Origin of the sequence: Acinetobacter bouvetii, assembly GCF_902753875.1 — a bacterium.
Classification (GTDB): domain Bacteria; phylum Pseudomonadota; class Gammaproteobacteria; order Pseudomonadales; family Moraxellaceae; genus Acinetobacter; species Acinetobacter bouvetii_A.
On record NZ_CADDTS010000033.1, the window covers coordinates 1 to 19,039 of the forward strand.

17 protein-coding genes are annotated in these 19,039 nt (G+C 44.2%); 1 reads left to right on the forward strand and 16 read right to left on the reverse strand.

Annotated features, from left to right (window positions below; genetic code table 11):
* Positions 1-235: 235 nt before the first annotated feature.
* The 15 genes from FB6_RS09720 to ndhC all read right to left on the reverse strand — a co-directional run bounded on the left by FB6_RS09720 (position 236) and on the right by ndhC (position 16,428).
* A complete protein-coding gene (locus FB6_RS09720; protein WP_174559805.1) occupies positions 236-529 on the reverse strand; it encodes a cold-shock protein in 294 nt (97 codons plus the stop codon).
* A gap of 84 nt (positions 530-613) precedes the next feature.
* Entirely contained in the window at positions 614-1,249 is a 636-nt protein-coding gene (upp, locus tag FB6_RS09725; protein ID WP_174559806.1) for a uracil phosphoribosyltransferase, read from the reverse strand.
* Positions 1,250-1,371: 122 nt separating this feature from the next.
* Positions 1,372-2,865, reverse strand: a complete 1,494-nt coding sequence (gene nuoN, locus FB6_RS09730) for an NADH-quinone oxidoreductase subunit NuoN (RefSeq protein ID WP_174559807.1) — start codon at positions 2,863-2,865, stop codon at positions 1,372-1,374.
* 3 nt (positions 2,866-2,868) lie between these two features.
* On the reverse strand, positions 2,869-4,473 hold the full coding sequence (gene nuoM, locus FB6_RS09735) for an NADH-quinone oxidoreductase subunit M (protein WP_174559900.1): 1,605 nt from the start codon (positions 4,471-4,473) through the stop codon (positions 2,869-2,871).
* Between the two features lie 7 nt (positions 4,474-4,480).
* Positions 4,481-6,376: an NADH-quinone oxidoreductase subunit L gene (gene nuoL / locus FB6_RS09740; RefSeq protein WP_174559808.1), complete on the reverse strand. Its 1,896-nt coding sequence runs from the start codon at positions 6,374-6,376 to the stop codon at positions 4,481-4,483.
* Positions 6,373-6,681 carry an NADH-quinone oxidoreductase subunit NuoK gene (gene nuoK, locus FB6_RS09745; RefSeq protein ID WP_067726428.1) on the reverse strand — a complete coding sequence of 103 codons (309 nt, stop codon included), beginning with the start codon at positions 6,679-6,681 and terminating at the stop codon, positions 6,373-6,375. Before nuoK ends, nuoL begins: the two co-directional genes overlap by 4 nt.
* Positions 6,681-7,199: an NADH-quinone oxidoreductase subunit J gene (gene nuoJ / locus FB6_RS09750; RefSeq protein ID WP_174559901.1), complete on the reverse strand. Its 519-nt coding sequence runs from the start codon at positions 7,197-7,199 to the stop codon at positions 6,681-6,683. Before nuoJ ends, nuoK begins: the two co-directional genes overlap by 1 nt.
* Positions 7,199-7,741, reverse strand: coding sequence for an NADH-quinone oxidoreductase subunit NuoI (nuoI, locus tag FB6_RS09755; protein ID WP_174559809.1), 543 nt, complete (start codon positions 7,739-7,741; stop codon positions 7,199-7,201). Before nuoI ends, nuoJ begins: the two co-directional genes overlap by 1 nt.
* An 18-nt stretch (positions 7,742-7,759) precedes the next feature.
* Positions 7,760-8,776, reverse strand: coding sequence for an NADH-quinone oxidoreductase subunit NuoH (gene nuoH, locus FB6_RS09760; RefSeq protein WP_174559810.1), 1,017 nt, complete (start codon positions 8,774-8,776; stop codon positions 7,760-7,762).
* Between the two features lie 3 nt (positions 8,777-8,779).
* Positions 8,780-11,461 carry an NADH-quinone oxidoreductase subunit NuoG gene (gene nuoG / locus FB6_RS09765; protein ID WP_174559811.1) on the reverse strand — a complete coding sequence of 894 codons (2,682 nt, stop codon included), beginning with the start codon at positions 11,459-11,461 and terminating at the stop codon, positions 8,780-8,782.
* An 11-nt stretch (positions 11,462-11,472) separates the two neighbouring features.
* Positions 11,473-12,801: an NADH-quinone oxidoreductase subunit NuoF gene (gene nuoF / locus FB6_RS09770; RefSeq protein ID WP_174559812.1), complete on the reverse strand. Its 1,329-nt coding sequence runs from the start codon at positions 12,799-12,801 to the stop codon at positions 11,473-11,475.
* On the reverse strand, positions 12,798-13,307 hold the full coding sequence (gene nuoE, locus FB6_RS09775; RefSeq protein WP_174559813.1) for an NADH-quinone oxidoreductase subunit NuoE: 510 nt from the start codon (positions 13,305-13,307) through the stop codon (positions 12,798-12,800). Before nuoE ends, nuoF begins: the two co-directional genes overlap by 4 nt.
* Before the next feature lie 13 nt (positions 13,308-13,320).
* Positions 13,321-15,108 carry an NADH-quinone oxidoreductase subunit C/D gene (gene nuoC / locus FB6_RS09780; protein ID WP_174559814.1) on the reverse strand — a complete coding sequence of 596 codons (1,788 nt, stop codon included), beginning with the start codon at positions 15,106-15,108 and terminating at the stop codon, positions 13,321-13,323.
* Between the two features lie 87 nt (positions 15,109-15,195).
* The gene (locus FB6_RS09785) at positions 15,196-15,873 is read right to left on the reverse strand and encodes a NuoB/complex I 20 kDa subunit family protein (RefSeq protein WP_174559815.1); all 678 of its coding nucleotides are present in this window, start codon (positions 15,871-15,873) and stop codon (positions 15,196-15,198) included.
* Between the two features lie 6 nt (positions 15,874-15,879).
* Positions 15,880-16,428 (reverse strand): NADH-quinone oxidoreductase subunit A, encoded by a 549-nt coding sequence (gene ndhC / locus FB6_RS09790; protein ID WP_174559816.1) that lies wholly within the window; start codon positions 16,426-16,428, stop codon positions 15,880-15,882.
* A gap of 528 nt (positions 16,429-16,956) precedes the next feature.
* Between ndhC and FB6_RS09795 the strand changes: the two genes are divergently transcribed.
* Positions 16,957-17,313, forward strand: coding sequence for a hypothetical protein (locus FB6_RS09795; RefSeq protein ID WP_174559817.1), 357 nt, complete (start codon positions 16,957-16,959; stop codon positions 17,311-17,313).
* Positions 17,314-17,355: 42 nt separating this feature from the next.
* Here FB6_RS09795 and bfmS read toward each other — a convergent pair whose 3' ends face one another.
* Positions 17,356-19,026, reverse strand: a complete 1,671-nt coding sequence (gene bfmS, locus FB6_RS09800; protein WP_217427336.1) for a sensor histidine kinase BfmS — start codon at positions 19,024-19,026, stop codon at positions 17,356-17,358.
* Between the last annotated feature and the right edge of the window lie 13 nt (positions 19,027-19,039).

Sequence of the window (19,039 nt, forward strand, 5' to 3'; positions counted from 1 at the left end):
TTGATGAAATACGGTATTCTGATGTGACAAAACCTGAGTCCTTATAGTTAAAGTGTTTGGTCGCACTTATATTTTAACTACTTTAGACTCAGGTTTTTTATTTAAAGCAAACTATGGGACAGCAGTGGACTTTATGCCTCTTTTTTGCTCACCCACTGGTCAGATTTTAATCTAAAAAATATCCCTGTGCCGGTACCAGCTCAAGATTAGATTATTAATCTTAAAATCTGAATCATCAACGTTTAAAATTCGACAATAAAGCAGATGTAATTGATTTATTGTGCGCAGAAATTTTTGATTTCTTAGCTTTAGCTGATTTATCTTCAACGCGTTCTATACGAACGGCCTTGTATTTATCACCATTTTCAACAGCCACAAATTTAACCCGTTCATTACGTTTCGGTTCGCCTTCTGCCGCAGGAAAATCTGAGATATGAAAGAAGATATCTCCTTCAGCCGTACCAATAAAACCAAAGCCTTTCTCAGGGTCATACTTTTTAATTTTACCCTGATGTAATTCATCTTTCATGCTGCTGCCCTATGCTAAAAATGCCATGTCTACAGTATATAAAAAAAGAGGCTAAAAAGCCCCTTTTCCGCTTCTATCCAAAATTTAGTCTTTTTGAACAGAACCAAAGATTTTATCGCCGGCATCACCCAGACCTGGCACGATATAACCGTTTTCATTTAAACCATGATCTACAGATGCAGTAAAAATGGTCACGTCAGGATGCGCATCTTCAACACGCTTAATACCTTCAGGTGCTGCAACCAACACCATGACGCGAATATCTTTACAACCGCTGGCTTTTAATACGTCAATGGCTGCAACCAAAGATGAACCTGTTGCGAGCATTGGATCAATAATCATCGCAAGACGATTTTGTACGTCTGGAACCAATTTTTTATAGTAAGTACGGGCTTGTAAAGTTTCTTCATCACGTTCTAAACCGAGTACAGATACTTTTGCACTTGGAATCAGGTTCAAGAAACCATCTAACATGCCAATACCGGCACGTAGAATCGGCACAACAGTAATTTTTTTACCGGCAATGCGGTCTACAGTTACTTTACCCGCCCAGCCATCAATTTCGTGATCACATACAGGTAAGTCTTTAGTTGCTTCATAAGTCAAAAGCATGGTGACTTCTTGTGCTAATTCGCGGAAGTTTTTTGTACTAATGTCTGCACGACGTAGCAAACCAAGTTTATGTCGAATGAGCGGATGACGGATTTCATGAATAGCCACGGGAGAGCACCTAAAAGATGAGATAAAATTTCAGCTATTATAAATGTTTTTTATATCTCTTATAAACTAAAAAGCCCCCTATCAAAGGAGGCTTTTTCGAAAAAACTTATAGTTTTTTTAGATTATTGCTGAGATAGCATGAAATGCAATGGAGATAAAATCTCGGCTTGAAGCGCAAGCTTGATAATTGGATCAGGATAAATACCAATCACCAATACAGCCAATGCCGCTGCAAGCACCATAATACCACCCACTTTTTGACCCCAATGTTTGTCGGCATCAATACGTGGAGTATCTGGCGGAGTCATGTACATCACGACCATTACACGCAGGTAATAGTAAAGACCAATACCTGAACCCACTACAATCATGGCAGCCAGGAACCAGTGCTGAGTTGTTACCGCAGCCATCACCACCAGAAACTTACCAATGAAGCCTGCAGTCAATGGAATACCTGCAAGAGACAACATCATCACAGTCAAGGTTGCAGTCAAGATTGGACGGCGCCAGAACAGACCGCGGTAATCGGCCAAGCTTTGTGCTTCATCTACATTGTTATACGGACTCGACATCAATGCTACAGCACCGAATGCACCAATCGTGGTTAACACATAAGTGATTACATATACAGATACGTTACCCAGGCTTGCATACGTCATGCTGACTAAACCAATCAGCAAATAACCAAAGTGTGCAATAGATGAGTAACCCAGAATACGTTTCAAGTTGACTTGACGTACTGCAAGGAAGTTACCCACCAGGATAGAAAGCACCGCAATAATCGTGATGATTGTGACGATGGATTCGACCAGGATGGCACCTGAAGACAGTAAATAACGCACGAACAAACCAATGGTTGCCACTTTAGCTACAGTCGCAAGGAAAGTTGCGATTGGCGCTGGTGCACCTGCATATACGTCTGGAGTCCATTTGTGGAATGGTGCAAGAGACAATTTAAATGCAACAGCAAAGACAATCAGGCCTAGGCCTAAAATCACCATTGGCTGTTTGATGGCTTGCATCAAGGCTTGAACATTGTCATAGAAAGACAATGAACCAGTATAGGCATAGATATAAGCCATACCCATCAACAACATTGCAGACGCAGTCGCTGAAAGTACCAGGTATTTAATACCGGCTTCCAAAGACTGTGAGCGCTGATGTGTATAAGCCAACAGACCGTATACAGGAATCGACATCAACTCAAGGCTAATGAAGAAAGATGCATAGTGAGAGCTTGCCACCATGAGCATTGCACCCGCTACCGAACACAACATCAAGATATACAATTCTTCACGGTTATCTTTATAGCTTTCAATATAAGCGTGTGACAGCGTACAGCAAGCCAGCGCAGCGACCAAAATCACCAATTGATAAAGCAAGGTAAATGGGTCGAGCATAAACATGCCCATCACGTTCGCTGGTGCAGAAGCACCACCGAACATCGCAATCAAGACATAGGCTGCTGCAAGGTTTAAACCGACTACAGAAGCAGTTGCAATTAAATTATGGTTACGTTTAATTGCAATGAGAAGCATCACTACGATCGCAGTTAAAGCCACGATCATCACAGGAGCTAATGGCATAAGCTCAGAAAATGACATTGTGAAGTTCATGGCTTATTGGATCTCCACATTTTGTTGAGATACGACTTGTTGAGTCGCATCGACAACTTCTTGAACTGGGATATAGCTGTTTGCTAACCACGCCATGCTTGAATTTGAAATATCAAGGAAGCTTTGTGGGTAGATACCGAGCCATAGTAGACCAAAAGCACACACTAACAAAATAACAATTTCACGCGCATTCAAGTCTTTCAATGGGCTTGTATAATTTTGTTTTTGCTCTTCATTTGGTGTACCAAACAATGCTTTGTGAATCAGGATCAAGCCGTAAAGACCTGCCAATACCAAACTGATGGCTGCCAAAATGGTGAAGGTTGGGAATTTTGCGTATGAACCCATCAAGATCAGGAATTCACCAATAAAGTTACCCAGGCCTGGAATACCCACTAACGCAGCAACAAAGAACATCAAGAAGAATGCAAGGTATTGGAACTGACCGCGAATACCGCCCATTAAACGTAAGTCACGTGTATGTAAACGTTCATACACTTGACCACACATGATGAACAGTGCAGCAGATGAAATACCATGTGCCAGCATCATGATCATCAAGCCCTGGAAGGTCAGGATATTACCGGCGTAAAGCGCAAGTAATACAAAGCCCATGTGCGAGATAGAGGTATACGCAAGTAAACGTTTCATATCGGTTTGCTGGAAAGCACACCAAGCACCGTAGAAGATACCGATTAAACCGAAAATGATCGCGATGTCTGCAAATTGAGCAGAAGCCGCCGGGAAGAATGGCATTACAAAACGCAGCAAACCGTATGCAGCTGTCTTAATCAAGATACCTGCCAAGTCAACAGAACCGGCTGTCGGTGCTTGAGCATGTGCATCTGGTAACCAGCCGTGCAATGGGAACACTGGAAGTTTTACAGCGAAACCAATGAACATACAGATCATCAAGGCATAAGCCACTGATGGCAATTGTGCATCAAGCGTATTCGCTACACCTAACAGGTAGTTGTAATCGAAGCCGATCATGCCAGTCATCATGTAACCGTAAACCACAAGGCCTAGGATACCGATGAGCATGATTAAACCTGCGACTTGGGTATAGATGAAGAACTTGGTCGCAGCATATACACGTGATTTGTTGTCCGCACCTTTATGACCCCATAACGCAATCAGGAAGTAGATTGGTACAAGCATCATCTCCCAGAAGAAGAAGAACAGGAACAAGTCAATCGCAAGGAATACACCGATCACCCCACCCAAAGACCATAAAAGGTTTAAGTGGAAGAAACCAACGTTCTTTTGAATCTCACCCCACGAACAGCCCACTGCAAGTACACCCAGTAATGCAGTCAAGCCAACCATAAGAAGTGAAAGACCATCCACCGCAAGGTGAATGTTAATGCCTAGGGTTGAAATCCAAGGCAGCATGAATTCGGCAGACCAAGTTGGAACTTTGGCGCCTAATTCATATTGATATGTACCCGAATTCCAAAGCGCAACAGTGAGACCCAGTGTTACGAGCATCCCCACTAACGCAATGTAACGCGGGAGTTTGTCATCGAGCTTGTCGACTAACCAGCAAATAAAACCTGCAATGAACGGTACGAGGATCAGCGCGGGTAAAATCCAGTTGTTTGTGATTTCCATCTTATTTCCCCACTACCTGAATCACGATCAGGATCATCAGCAAGACCACTACACCGAGTGACATACTTGATGCGTATTCACGTAATGAACCTGTTTGGCGTGAGCTTGTGAAGCTATGACCACTTTTAACAATGGCAGGAAGCACTAACCACAAACCATCAATCGGATCACGACCTAAAATTTTCGCGATAAGCAAATATGGTTGAACAAATACGATGTTATACAACGCATCAAAACCAAGTGCATTACGGCAGATATTCGCAAGACCAGCACCCAATGAAGTACGGGCAAAACCTTTCACTGCATTATAAGCAAAAGCAAATAACACAATACCGACTACTAGACCGGCAAGCGCAATACCCACAGCTGTATATTCAGCACCATGTACACCTGCTTCAAGCGCTTCAGGAATAACGAAAGCTGGAATATTGGCTTTGGTTAATGCAGCTTCTACTGGTGCTTTCAAGAAATAAGCCAAACCAGTTGAAAGTACCGCCAAGATACCCAACGGCGCCCAATACGTCGCACCTTTGATTTCGTGATACGGTGTGTTTTCTTTACCAAAGAATACAACCCAGATTAAACGGAATGTATAGATTGAGGTTAAGAATGCACCCGCAACACCTGTCCAGTATAAGCAGTTATATACAGGAAGATTTGCAATGTGACTTTGCGCCCAAACTGCGCCCAAGATCGCATCTTTCGAGAAGAAGCCGATGGTCAGGAATGGAATAGCTGCCAATGCACCGCCACCAATCGCGAAACAGGCAAACAGGAATTTGTTATGTTTGAACAAACCACCCATTTTGAAAATGTTTTGTTCGTGGTGGTAAGCCAGAATCACCGCACCAGAAGACAAGAATAATAATGCCTTGAAGAATGCGTGTGAAAGCATGTGGAATAGACCGGCCTGGTATGCTTCAGCACCTACTGCCATAAACATATAACCGAGCTGACTCATGGTTGAGTAAGCCAGAATACGTTTGATGTCGGTTTGAACCAGTGCCGCAAAACCAGCAACAATCAGTGTTACTGCACCAGTGATCGAGATGAACATCATCACTTCTGGAGTCATTTCAAACACGGAGAACATACGGCAGCACAAATAAACACCAGCGGTGACCATTGTTGCAGCATGGATCAATGCAGAAACAGGTGTAGGACCTGCCATCGCATCAGCCAACCATGTTTGTAATGGAATTTGTGCAGATTTACCGGCAGCACCCAAGAACAACATTAATGATGTCCAGATCGCAAGTGAATGGTCACCAGCTAGAACTTGAGGTGCATTGGCAACGATTGTTCCAATATGCAAAGTACCAAACTGTTGGTAAAGCAAGAACAATGCGATCAGCAAGAATACGTCACCGATACGGGTTACGGTAAATGCCTTGATTGCTGCAAAACCATTTTCCGGGTTTTGATAGTAGTAACCAATCAGCAAGTAAGAGCAAAGACCTACACCTTCCCAACCCAAGAACAATAACGCTAGGTTATCGCCCAGTACCAGCAAAAGCATGCTGGCTACGAACAGGTTGAAGTAAGAGAAGAAACGCGCGAAGTCTTCTTCACCACGCATGTACCATGATGCAAAGATGTGGATCAGGAAGCCCACACCGGTGATCATGCCGGTCATCAATAATGACAGGCCATCTAGATGCAAGCTCATGCCCGGTGCAAAACCACCGACATTGAACCAAGTCCAAAGATGTTGAACCTGAGCCAACGAGCCGTTACTGACAAAGCCCATACCGGCAATCAGTGCAAATAAAGCAGATAAACCGACTGAACCCACGCCAATAATGGCTGCCACATTTTCAGGAAGCTTATTGCGCCCCGCCGCTAAGAGGACAAAACCAATGAGCGGAAATAATACTGTTAAATATAAATAACTCATCCGCGCATCTCACTAGCAGCATCCACATCCAAATGATGGAAGCGATGGTAGAACTGAAGGACGATCGCAAGACCAATACAAGCCTCTGCAGCAGCCAAAGTTAAGATCAGGATGAACATGATTTGCCCATCTGGTTGTAACCATGCACTACCTGCAAGAACGAACGCAAGCGCAGCTGCGTTCATCATCACTTCAAGGCTCATCAACATAAATAGTAGGTTGCGTCGCACCATTACACCGTAAAAACCCAGTGCAAAAAGAATGGTTGCAACGATTAAACCGTGTTCTAAAGGAATGTTGCCCATTATTCTTTTTCCTCTTTTGCACTTGGTTCACGTTTACCTAAATGGAATGCTGCAACCAGGGCTGCAAGCAATAACATTGCGGCAACTTCAACCAATAGTAAGTAGTGAGTAAAGAGCGCAGTACCGACAACTTTAGGTCCTACAACTTTAGTGCCCATTACCGGACCTGCGGTTGTGTAATCCGAACCGAGCATCCAGACAAGCACAAGGCCCATCAGGAAGCTCATTAATGCTGGATATGCCCAAGCCGATGAAGTCAGCCATTTACGTTCCTGGTCCACTGTATTTTGACCAAGATTCAGCATCATCACCACGAACACGAACAACACCATGATCGCGCCGGCATAAACAATAATTTCAAGTGCACCGGCAAAAGGCGCACCCACGATCATGAATATCCCTGCTACAGCAAGGAGTGACACGATCAAGCTTAATAAAGCATGTACAGGATTTGCGTTAGTCACAACACGAATCGTAGAAACAATGGCCACGAGTGCCATCAAATAAAATGGCCACATCATGGTAATAAGCTCCGTACGTCAACTGGTGCACTTTCACGTTGTGCCTGACCTTTTTCTTTGCCTGCTACAGCCATACCGGTTACACGGTAGAAGTTGTAGTCAGGATATTTACCAGGACCTGAAATGAGCAAGTTCTCTTTCTCGTAAACCAAGTCTTGACGAACGTATTCACTTAACTCGAAGTCTGGTGTCAACTGAATTGCTGTCGTCGGACACGCTTCTTCACACATACCGCAGAAAATGCAACGAGAGAAGTTGATACGGAAAAATTCCGGATACCAACGACCATCTTCTTTTTCCGCTTTCTGTAAAGAAATACAGCCCACCGGACATGCAACCGCACACAGGTTACATGCTACGCAGCGCTCTTCACCATCTGGATCACGTGTCAAAACAATACGACCACGGTAACGTGGCGGAACAATTTGTTCAGCTGGCACTTCTGGATATAAAATCGTGTCACGTTTACGTGTCACGTGGCTGAAAACCATCCACAATGAACGTACAATTGACCCGAATCCAGCTAGAATTTTATACATTTTGTACTCCCTGCTGTCCTAGGCCTGATTCATCAGAATCACAGCACCAGTCACCAACAAGTTGACCAACGCCAATGGCAAACAAATTTTCCAACCAAAGTTCATGACTTGGTCATAACGTGGACGCATTAAAGAACCACGAGCCAAGACAAACATCATCACAAAGAATGCTGTTTTGATAATGAACCAGAACACTGGTGGAATAAATGGAATTTCTAAGTTGAATGGCGCTAACCAGCCACCGAAGAATAAAGTGACGATTAAAGCAGAGATCAGTACAACGTTAACGTATTCCGCAACGAAGAACATCCCCCATTTCATACCGCCATATTCGACATGGTAACCTTCCGCCAATTCTTGTTCCGCTTCTGGTTGGTCAAATGGATGACGGTGAGTTACCGCAACACCCGCAACCACAAAGATCAAGAAACCTAAGAATTGAGGAATCACAAACCAGACATCACGTTGAGCTTCAACAATTTCACGCATGTTGAATGAGCCTGCAATTGCAACCACACCCATTAATGAAATACCCAAGAACACTTCATAAGAAATGGTTTGAGCTGCAGAACGTAGACCACCCAAGAGTGCATATTTGTTGTTAGACGACCAACCGCCAAATAACACTGCATATACAGCAATACCGGCCATTGCCATAAAGAACAACAGGCCGATGCTCATGTCAGCAACACCAAGTGTTGGGCTGACAGGAATCACCATAAATGAAAGTACCGCAGTACCCATAGCCACTGCTGGTGCTAAACGGAAAGTCAGTTTGTCGGCAAACTTAGGTGTCCAATCCTCTTTGAACATGATTTTCAACATGTCGGCAACGATTTGGAACATCCCCCCAGGACCAACACGGTTTGGACCGTAACGGTCTTGCCATAACGCAAGTAAACGACGTTCGATGAATGACATCAACGCAGCGACAAGCACCACTACAAGCAAGATCACAATCGCCTGAATCACAGAATAAGCGATTGGCCAGTTCTCAGCCCATAGCGGTGTTTGACGTATAATTTCTTGATTCATGAATTACACTCCTACCGCGACTGATACAGGCTCTGCAAGTGAAACCGTTGGTGCAAGACCAATTGGGTAACCAATATAACCTGTAGGTAAATATTCAATAACTTGCACTGGAAGGCTAATGGTTGCCTCACCTGCTTGCACCGTAATTTTTTGACCATCTTGCAGGTTCAAACGCGCAGCATCCTGTTCACCTACGGCAAACATGGCATCAGGAATACGTGATTCCATCGCAGGTGTTTTCACCGTAAATTCACCAGAAGCAAAGATGTGATGCATAGGCACTAAACGGAAACTTTCAGGGTTTGCAAGTACTGGTGCCGGAGCAACAAAACTACGTGCCGGACGTTTCGCCAAACGGTCGAATAAACGAATACCTGAATCACCGCCTTTTAAGTGACCACCCACGTTGTCTTGGAATTTATTCCAAGCTTGTGGCGAATTCCAGCCTGCAGACCATGCAAACGGTATCAGTGATGATGGCGTTTCATTTCCGACATAACCTTCCATAGAGAACGTTAATGCAGAATCGACATCAATTGGCTGTTTAGGCTCATGAACTGAAAGCGGAGCACGCATTGCAGTACGACCTGAATAGCGACGTGGTTCACGCGCAATTTTCAAGCCATGGATACGGTAACCGGCATCTGGTGCAACCTCTTGAATCGCTTCTAGAGCAGGTACGTTTTTCACCACAGATTCAATCACGTCATCCAGCAAGGTCCAGGAAATCGCTTTACCTTTCACGCCAGTTTCAATGGCATGCAACCAGCGCCAAGATTCTTTAATCGCGTATTCAGGTTTGTAGTAGCTTGGGTCATACACTTGGTAGAAACGCTGTGCACGGCCTTCTTGCGATACCACAGTACCATCACCTTCCGCGAAGCTTGCTGCTGAAAGCACGATATCCGCTTTTTTCACAGTTTCAGTTTCAGAGTGATCCAAAACAATCACTTCTTTACCTGAAAGTGCAGCATTCACTTGTGCAGCAGGTAAACGGCGATACAAGTCATTTTCCACAATCACGACAGTGTCATAATCTTGGGCAAATGCTTGTTCCAGACTTTGACCACCAAAGATTGCCATGCCCATTGAGTTCACTTCAGGAACAGTCAATGTTAGACCTGCATTTGAACCCAGATTTTGCGCCACTTGTGCCGCAGCTTCCATGATTGATGCATCTTGTAAGCTGGTACCAGAGATGATCAGTGGTTTTTTCGCTGCTTTTAAGGTATCTGCCATGGTTTGAGCAAATGCTTTGGCATCATCATCCAGACCAGAAATGCTTTCACCTTTCACTGCTGCCGCAACCGCGAAGCCTAAACGTGCGATATCATTTGGAGAAGCAACTACTTCACCAGTCGCCACGTCTGCTAAACGGGTTTGAGTCGCAGCCAAGATATAAATCGGAGATTTTTCATCCTGAGCAATACGTTGTACCGGTTCAGCCAACCATTCTTGAGTACGACGCTCAGCTGCCATTTCTTTAGCTTTGTTTTTCGCTGCTTGGCGAACCGACAAGGCCATACGTGGCGCAGTTTGAGTTAAGTCTTCACCTAAAATCATTACCGCATCGTAGCTTTCGATTTCACGCATGGTCGGGTTATAAACACCCTCGGTTTGCATGATCGATGCAGCCAATTCAACCAGATTTTGCTCTTTTTGTGAGATACCGATTGAATAGTTGTCTTGACCGACCAATTCGCGAAGTGCGAAGTTGGTTTCAAGCGATGCACGTGGTGAACCAATACCTAGAACTTTTTTGCCCTGGATATTTGCAATCACCGTATCTAGCGCTGTATCAACTGAAACAGTCGTTACGTTGGCACCATCACGGAATTGTGGTTGACGTGGACGGTCTGCACGGTTCACATAACCCGTACCGAAACGGCCTTTATCGCAAAGGAAGTATTGGTTAACGTCACCATTGAAACGGTTTTCTACGCGACGGATTTCACCATAACGCTCACCCGGAGAGATGTTACAACCTGAAGAACAGCCTTGGCATACGCTTGGCGCATACTGCATGTCCCATTTACGGTTATAGCGTTCTGAATGAGTCTTGTCGGTGAATACGCCAGTTGGGCAGACTTCAGTCAAGTTACCAGAGAATTCAGACTCTAAAGTGCCTGATTCTGGACGACCAAAGTAAACACGCGAAGCATTGGCATAAACACCAAAGTCCGTACCACCTGCGTAGTCTTTGTAGTAACGCACACAACGGTAACACGCGATACAACGGTTCATTTCGTGTGAAATGAATGAGCCTAGCTCCTGGTTGTAATGCGTACGCTTGGTGAAACGGTAACGACGACGGTCGTGCTGTGTCATCACAGTCATATCTTGTAAATGACAGTGACCACCTTCTTCACAGACTGGACAGTCGTGTGGGTGGTTGGTCATCAAGAATTCAACAACAGAAGCACGGAAGCTTTTTGCTTCGTTATCTTCAATTGAAATATAGGTATTGTCAGCTGCCGGAGTCATACATGACATGACCAAACGACCACGGGTATCTTCCGGATTCGCATATTGAGTCACAGCACATTGACGGCAAGAACCGACAGAACCTAAGGATGGATGCCAACAAAAATACGGAATATCAATACCCAAAGACAAACATGCTTGTAGCAAGTTCTCTGAGCCATTGACTTCGTACGATTTGCCATCGACATGAATTGTAGCCATAGTCGAATTCCTTAAGCTTGTTCTACGTTGCTAGTCTGAGCAGCCGCATTTACGACTTTCGCTTCAAACTCGCCACGGAAATGTTTGAGTGCGCCCATAAGTGGTTCCATCGCACCTGGTGCGTGAGCACAGAAAGTTTTACCAATCCAAAGCTTACGAGTAAGCTCTTGTAAGTGATCGATGTCTTCTTTCTTACCTGTACCATCTTCAAGTGCTTTCAGCGCTTTCACCGCCCAAGGTAGACCATCACGGCAAGGTGTACACCAACCGCAAGACTCACGTGCAAAGAATTCTTCAAGGTTACGTGTCGCTGAAACCATACATTGAGTTTCATCCACTACCATGAGCAAACAGGTCCCTAAACGTGAACCCGCTTTCATGATGCTTTCTGCATCCATTGGCAAGTCAATATGCTCAGCGGCCAGAAAGTCAGTCGATGCACCACCGGGTAACCAGGCTTTCAGTTTTAAACCGTCGCGCATACCACCAGCGTGATCTTCAATCACTTCACGTGCAGTGGTACCAAATGGTAGTTCCCATAGACCAGGGAATTTCACTTTGCCTGATGCACCGTAAATTTTGGTACCCGGATCTTTCGATTTACCTGCAGACAAACCGATATACCATTCAGGACCGCGCAGCATAATCGCTGGCAAGTTGTTGTAGGTCTCTACGTTGTTGACAATTGTAGGACGACCCCAAGCACCTGCAACTTGCGGGAATGGCGGTTTAGTACGCGGATTGGCACGGCGACCTTCAAGCGAGTTAATCAATGCAGTTTCTTCACCACAGATATAACGACCCGCACCGGTATGCACGTGTAAATCAAAGTTCCAGCCAGTACCCAGGATGTTTTCACCCAAGTAACCTTTGGCACGAATTTGCTCTAATGCTTCATTTAAGTATTGAGCCGCTTCGATGTATTCACCACGGATGAAGATATAACCTTGAGTTGCTTCAAGGGTATAACCTGCAATCAGCATCCCTTCGATCAATTGATGAGGAAGTTTTTCCATCAACAAACGGTCTTTAAAGGTACCTGGTTCCATTTCATCGGCATTACAGATCAAGTAACGAGGGCCACCATCATTCGGTGCCATCAATGACCATTTAATCCCTGCCGGGAAACCTGCACCACCACGACCTTTTACAGTCGCCGCTTTAATCACTTCAAGCACTTCTTTCGGTTGCATGCCAATGGCTTTTTTAAAGCCGGCATAACCTTCAAGCGTTTCGTAATCATCTGCACTGCGAACGTGTTCTTGTTTACTCAAACGCCAAGTTAATGGATGAGTTTCCGGGTTACCGTCGCCATAAATTGGTTTTGGTTCGGTATTCATACATACTTCTCCAATAACTGTTGAATTGATGTCACTTCAACCAGACCGTGCGTGTCTTCATCAATCATCAACGTAGGACCTTTATCGCAGTTACCCAAGCAGCAAATCGGAAGCAAGGTAAAACGACCATCAGCGGTGGTTTGACCAAACTGGATCCCGAGTTCGCGCTGGAATGCTTCTGCCAAAGTTTCCGCACCCATCAAGAAGCATGCAATCGAATCACATAACAAGATTACGTGACGGCCTACAGGCTGGCGGTAAATACGGTTATAGAATGTTGCTACCCCTTCTAAATCAGCAACGCTGATTGAAAGCATTTGAGCAATCGCATTTAGCTGCGCATCATCTACCCAGCCATTACGGCGTTGTACACCTTTGAGCGCATCTAGCGATGCAGCACGTGGGTACGGATAGTGACCAATGTGATGTTCAATTTCGTGGATTTCTTCCGCAGTTAAAATCCCTTCGACATTCACGCGTGGCTTTTTATCAGTCAAAATCATCATATTGCGTTACCCCTTAACGATCCACGTCAGCCATAACGACGTCAATTGTCGCTAAATAAATGATCAAGTCAGATACAAGACTGCCGTTAATCACAGAAGGCATTTGCTGTAAATGGGTGAAAGTTGGTGTACGAATACGGGTACGATAACTCATGGTTGACTTGTCTGAAGTCAAGTAATAGTTAGACGCACCTTTTACTACTTCCGCCATCACAGATGCTTCACCTGCAGGCATTACAGGACCCCATGACACGCTTAAGAAGTGCGTAATCAAGGTTTCAATATCTTGTAATGTCTTGTCTTTTGGTGGTGGAACAGCCAGTGGATGGTCTGCTTTGTATGCACCAGAAGGCATGTTGTCTAAACATTGTTGAATGATTTTTAGTGATTGTTCGATTTCACGGAAGTGAACCAGAACACGTGCATATGCATCACCTTCGTACTCTAAAGGCACTTCGAAGTCGTAGTTTTCGTAGCCGCTATAAGGACGGTATTTACGCACGTCAAAGTCGATACCTGTAGCACGTAGACCTGTACCTGTTACCCCCCAAGCCAATGCAGATTTTGCATCGTATTGCGCAACATTACGGGTACGACCAATAAACACAGAGTTTTTAAGTGCTGCTGTGTAGTATTCGTTCATACGTTTAGGCATCCATTCGAGAATTTCACGAATGAGTTTTTGCCAGTTGTTTGGAAGATCGTGTGCTGTACCACCAATACGGAACCATGCTGGATGCATACGGAAACCGGTGATCGCTTCAATCGCGTCATAGATTTTCTGACGGTCGGCGAACATATAGAATACAGGCGTCATACCGCCGGCATCCTGAATCGCAGTACCGATATACAACAAGTGGTTATTGATACGGAACAGTTCCGACATCATGACACGGATACATTGTGCACGGTCAGGAACCGTAATTCCTGCAAGTTGTTCCACACCCATCACATAAGGCATGTTTTGCGCACAACCACCCAGGTAGTCGACACGGTCGGTATAGGGAATGAATGAATGCCAGGTTTGACGTTCAGCCATCTTTTCCACACCACGGTGGTGATAGCCGATATCCGGCACGCAGTCTTTCACTTCTTCGCCGTCCAGCTGCAAGATGACACGGAACGCACCGTGCGCAGATGGATGGTTAGGACCTAAGTTCAAGAACATGAAGTCTTCGTCAGCATTACCGCGTTTTAGACCCCAATCTTCCGGAACGAAACGTAAGTGTTCCTGTTCAAAATCCTGCTTCGCCTGGTTCTGCATATACGGGGTATATTCAGTGGCACGCGCAGAATATTCTTTACGCAGTGGATGACCTTCCCAATAAGTTGGCAACAAGATACGACGGAGCATTGGATGCCCTTCGAAGTTGATACCAAACATGTCATAGGCTTCACGTTCGTACCAGTTGGCATTTGGCCAAATGTTGGTTGCCGTTGGAATGTTTACATCATTCTCATTCAATGCAACTTTAATACGAATATCACTATTACGTTCTAATGACAGTAAGTGATAAAACACGGTGAAGTCTGATGCAGGCAAACCTTCTCGGTTTGTACGTAAACGCTCATCTACCGCAGACAAGTCGAACAACATCACGTATGGACGTGACACAGTACGCAAGAACATTAAAACGTCTTGTACGCGTGCGCGCTCAACCCAGACCGTTGGAAAGTCTTCAAAAGTCGTTTGCACGTAGAAGTTCTCACCAAATTTGGTTTTGAGCTCTTCTATGATTGCAAATGCTGGGCGTGAATCAACTGGAGTTGATTCTGGCATAGCAATGTCAGTTTCAGCCATTAGCTTGGCTTCCTATTTAATACAAATTCAGTCAACCTTAACGACAATTACACCCAGACCGGGTGCATCAATATTTTGTCGCTAAAATTATTCAATCTCATCCATAGAGCGTAAGTTTTTCACTGCAATACGTTCAGCATTCTTACGGTCACGTTCTGGCATCATCTTTGGCTTATACACTGGCTGAAGATCATCACCAATTACCGCTGAAAGTGGACGGCGCTCTAATTGAATTTGGTCTTGTAACAACATTAATGCTTGCAATAATGCTTCAGGACGTGGTGGGCAACCTGGGATGTACACATCGACAGGAATAATTTTATCCACACCTTGTACAACTGAATAAATGTCGTACATACCGCCAGAGTTTGCACAAGCACCCATTGAAATCACCCATTTAGGTTCTAACATTTGCTCGTATAAACGTTGGATTACAGGTGCCATTTTCACGAAGCAGGTTCCTGCAACGATCATCAAGTCAGCCTGACGTGGTGAAGCACGAATAACCTCGGCACCGAAACGTGACATATCATGCACACCGGTCAAGGTGGTTGCATATTCTACGTAACAGCATGATGTACCAAAGTTAAAAGGCCATACAGAGTTTTTACGGCCCCAGTTTACAGCTGTATGCATTACATCCTCTAAGCGAGTCATGAACACATTTTTATTCACTTCTTCTTCAAGCGGATCGGTAACAATTTGACGCTCTTGAAGTGGATATTGATCAGCATCCGGATTCGCACGGGTTAAGGTATATTTCATCCCGTCTTACTCCTTAATAGATGATGTAGCCGGTGCTTTAGCTTTCACACGGCCAGATGATTGAGCTGGGATTTGACCAGTAGGGTCAACCACCAATTCTTCAATTGAGTTGAAACGGGTAATATCTGCAATATTCATTGCCGGTGAACCAATCTTCACATCTTTACCTGCAGCTTTGCGTCGGTCTGTTGGCGCCCAATTCAACGCACCCACTTTCACTGCATAAACCAATGCAATCAATAAATCGACTACAAAAATCACAACAGTGGTAAAACCGAACCAACCTACTTCACGAACCGATGTAGCCCATGCGTAGAGATACAATGCTTCCAAGTCAAATACCACAAAGAAAATAGCAACCAAGTAGAACTTAGCAGATAAGCGGATACGTGCTCCACCAGCACTTACCACACCTGACTCAAATTGCTCTTGCTTTGCACGGCCCCATGATTTACCCCCAAGGAGTAAAGGAACTGTGAGCATAAAGACACAAAGAAATGTAACGCCGATCACGAAGGCAATAATTGCCCAATCGTATGGAGTAATGGCACTCATGCGGGGATAACTCCTGGCAGGCCTAATTTATTAACAAAGAATGTATGTATTGGCCTTCAAATACACCAAACACAAAATTAATCCCGCCAATTGTACCTGATTTATGATTTCACTTGCTAGTTTATAAACCTTAGTCTTTTGGATGATTTTTTCTCATTTTCTTATCTGAGAGGCATTTATACTCAAGATACAGCACATTAATCGCTTTATTAAATAAAGTTAGCTATTTTTATTAGTTTTTATCAAATTAAGATTTTTTGTCTAAAATTTATGTGTATTTTATCAAATTCAAATAGCAATTTTATTAAATTAGTACTTTATTAAAAATAATCAATGCTGCAATTTGCACTTTAACTTACTTCAACACCTCATTTGATCATCCTTTCACCACAATTCCAACTTTTTACCTACCTATAAATAATCTTCATTTTCCATTCTTGTGGCTTTTTTGCAAAACCTTGACACAGCTTTCAAGGTTTGTGGTATTTGTATTTAAAACTCTAAATTGAAGATAAAGGAGAAATAATAATGACTTTAAAATATGCCCACGAATCTGAATATTTCTTTTTTGCACAACTGTTAGTGCGCCATGTGCAAAAATATATAGAAAAACACTCCGATGCGAATGAGGCCATTTTTGATCTGCGTGACATCTATGACCTATTTCGTCAGGACTTTGCTTCTGCGACCACAAATCTGGAAGCAATTTTGAATATTGCCGATGAATACAAGGTTGAAACAATCAATGGCGATCAAAAGCTGATTAGTCATTATGCGATTGACCCGAAAAATAATTCCTTGCTGCTGGATTTTAATGCCGAAGCACTAGCAAGCCTAAAACAGGGAAAAAGCCTGATTGAACCTGAAGCAACCAGTCACGAGTGAGCTAAAAAAAGCACCTGTTATGGTGCTTTTTTATTTATTTTTTTAGAATTCGGTATTGGTAATACCATCAGCTTTCATGACACCGACTTTCTTTTTGGCTTTATTGAAGCGCTGCACTGGCCATGACATAGTAAATCGCGCCCCACCTAAAGCTGGGCTCTGATCCACTTCAATTCTCCCACCAAACCAGTAAGCAATACGACTGACAATCGACAATCCCAAACCATAACCGCCAGAAGCACGGGTACGACTATCATCTAACCGGGCAAAAGCTTCAAAAATGCGCTGACGTTCTTCTTCCGGAATACCCGCACCGTCATCTTCAACCTGAACATAAGCCAGACCTTCATCATTGATGCCGCCACTAACGATCACCTTATGATCACAATAACGGACTGCATTTCCCACCAAATTTTGCACCACGCGATGCAAGTAACGACGCTCAGCATCGACCACAACAGTAATTGGGGGTGCTTTGAGTATAATTTCTTTTTGAGTCTTAAGCGCCTCTGTTTCAATCACCACCTGATCCAGCACTTCAAACAAGACAATCTTTTCAAAATCCAGAGAAGGTGTACCCTGCTCCAGCTTGGCATAGGTCATGATTTCATCAATCAAGGTATTGAGTGCTTCAATATCCTTATCAATCTGCTCAACCTGCTGCAAGCGATACTCGTAGTCATCCTCTTCAGCCAACATTTCCATCCCAAAGCGGATACGCGCCACCGGTGTCCGCAGTTCATGCGAAACTGCACGCATCAGCTCACGCTGCGCTTCAATCAAACGCTGAATATGATCCGACATGCTGTTGTAATTGGTCGCCAGACTGGCCATTTCATCCGTTCCATCAACAGGCAAACGCAAGGTCATGTCACCAGACTTCATCCGATGCAAGGCGTAATTCACTTCACGTAAACGACGCTGCATAGGCACCAGCAGACCATACACCCCTAAACTCAGCACAAACAGACTCAGCAAGGTAATTCCCGCAGCCAGCTGGAATGGCATCCAGTTAAACAGTGGTACCGGGCCGAGTACCAATACTTCTGACGGAGAACTTGGCATCGGGGAGACAATTGAAATGGTCGTGCCGCGAACCGTAGCGTTGTCACGGTATAAAATAATGCTGTGATCTAAACGCAGCCGGCCAATCTGCTCTGAATCGAGTGGCAGATTCTGGACTTTTTCAATCTGAATCGGATAAGAGAAATTTGACTGGATTTTGGCAAGATATTCTTTTTCCTGCCCCGGGTAATACACCAGATAATCTAGAATAAAAATGGGTAAGGCCTTCATTTGGCGCTCACCAATTTTATCCACTTTTACATACAGCAGATGATCAGGATCATCTTTTAAGCCAATGATAATATAGGCAATTGAATTTTCAGCATCATAACGGACTGCGGCTTTGCGCTCATCAATACGTTTTCTTTCCGTGCGCGACAACTCAACTTTGCTGGTATCGACATAATAAATCGGCAATTCCAGCAAATCAGACGCATCAGAAATCCAGTCTTTTTTCTGCTGCTCATTGGGCTGCCGTGCAATCCCCTCACTAATGATATAAGACACCCCATCGGTCAAAGATTCACGATATTCCTGCGCCCTCTGATAGTTAATGATTTGGACCAACAGGTAACCAAATACCGCCACCAAGGCCACCAAAATCACTAACCCTGCGTAAATACGCAAGAATATACTGTGTTTAAACACGGGGTTGTCCTAT

Coding starts and splice junctions, on each gene's coding strand:
- FB6_RS09720 (WP_174559805.1), bottom strand. CDS start 529: ATGAAAGATGAATTACATCAGGGTAAAATTAAAAAGTATGACCCTGAG.
- nuoN (WP_174559807.1), bottom strand. CDS start 2,865: ATGAACTTCACAATGTCATTTTCTGAGCTTATGCCATTAGCTCCTGTG.
- nuoL (WP_174559808.1), bottom strand. CDS start 6,376: ATGAGTTATTTATATTTAACAGTATTATTTCCGCTCATTGGTTTTGTC.
- nuoK (WP_067726428.1), bottom strand. CDS start 6,681: ATGGGCAACATTCCTTTAGAACACGGTTTAATCGTTGCAACCATTCTT.
- nuoJ (WP_174559901.1), bottom strand. CDS start 7,199: ATGTGGCCATTTTATTTGATGGCACTCGTGGCCATTGTTTCTACGATT.
- nuoI (WP_174559809.1), bottom strand. CDS start 7,741: ATGTATAAAATTCTAGCTGGATTCGGGTCAATTGTACGTTCATTGTGG.
- nuoH (WP_174559810.1), bottom strand. CDS start 8,776: ATGAATCAAGAAATTATACGTCAAACACCGCTATGGGCTGAGAACTGG.
- nuoG (WP_174559811.1), bottom strand. CDS start 11,461: ATGGCTACAATTCATGTCGATGGCAAATCGTACGAAGTCAATGGCTCA.
- nuoF (WP_174559812.1), bottom strand. CDS start 12,801: ATGAATACCGAACCAAAACCAATTTATGGCGACGGTAACCCGGAAACT.
- nuoE (WP_174559813.1), bottom strand. CDS start 13,307: ATGATGATTTTGACTGATAAAAAGCCACGCGTGAATGTCGAAGGGATT.
- nuoC (WP_174559814.1), bottom strand. CDS start 15,108: ATGGCTGAAACTGACATTGCTATGCCAGAATCAACTCCAGTTGATTCA.
- FB6_RS09785 (WP_174559815.1), bottom strand. CDS start 15,873: ATGAAATATACCTTAACCCGTGCGAATCCGGATGCTGATCAATATCCA.
- ndhC (WP_174559816.1), bottom strand. CDS start 16,428: ATGAGTGCCATTACTCCATACGATTGGGCAATTATTGCCTTCGTGATC.
- FB6_RS09795 (WP_174559817.1), top strand. CDS start 16,957: ATGACTTTAAAATATGCCCACGAATCTGAATATTTCTTTTTTGCACAA.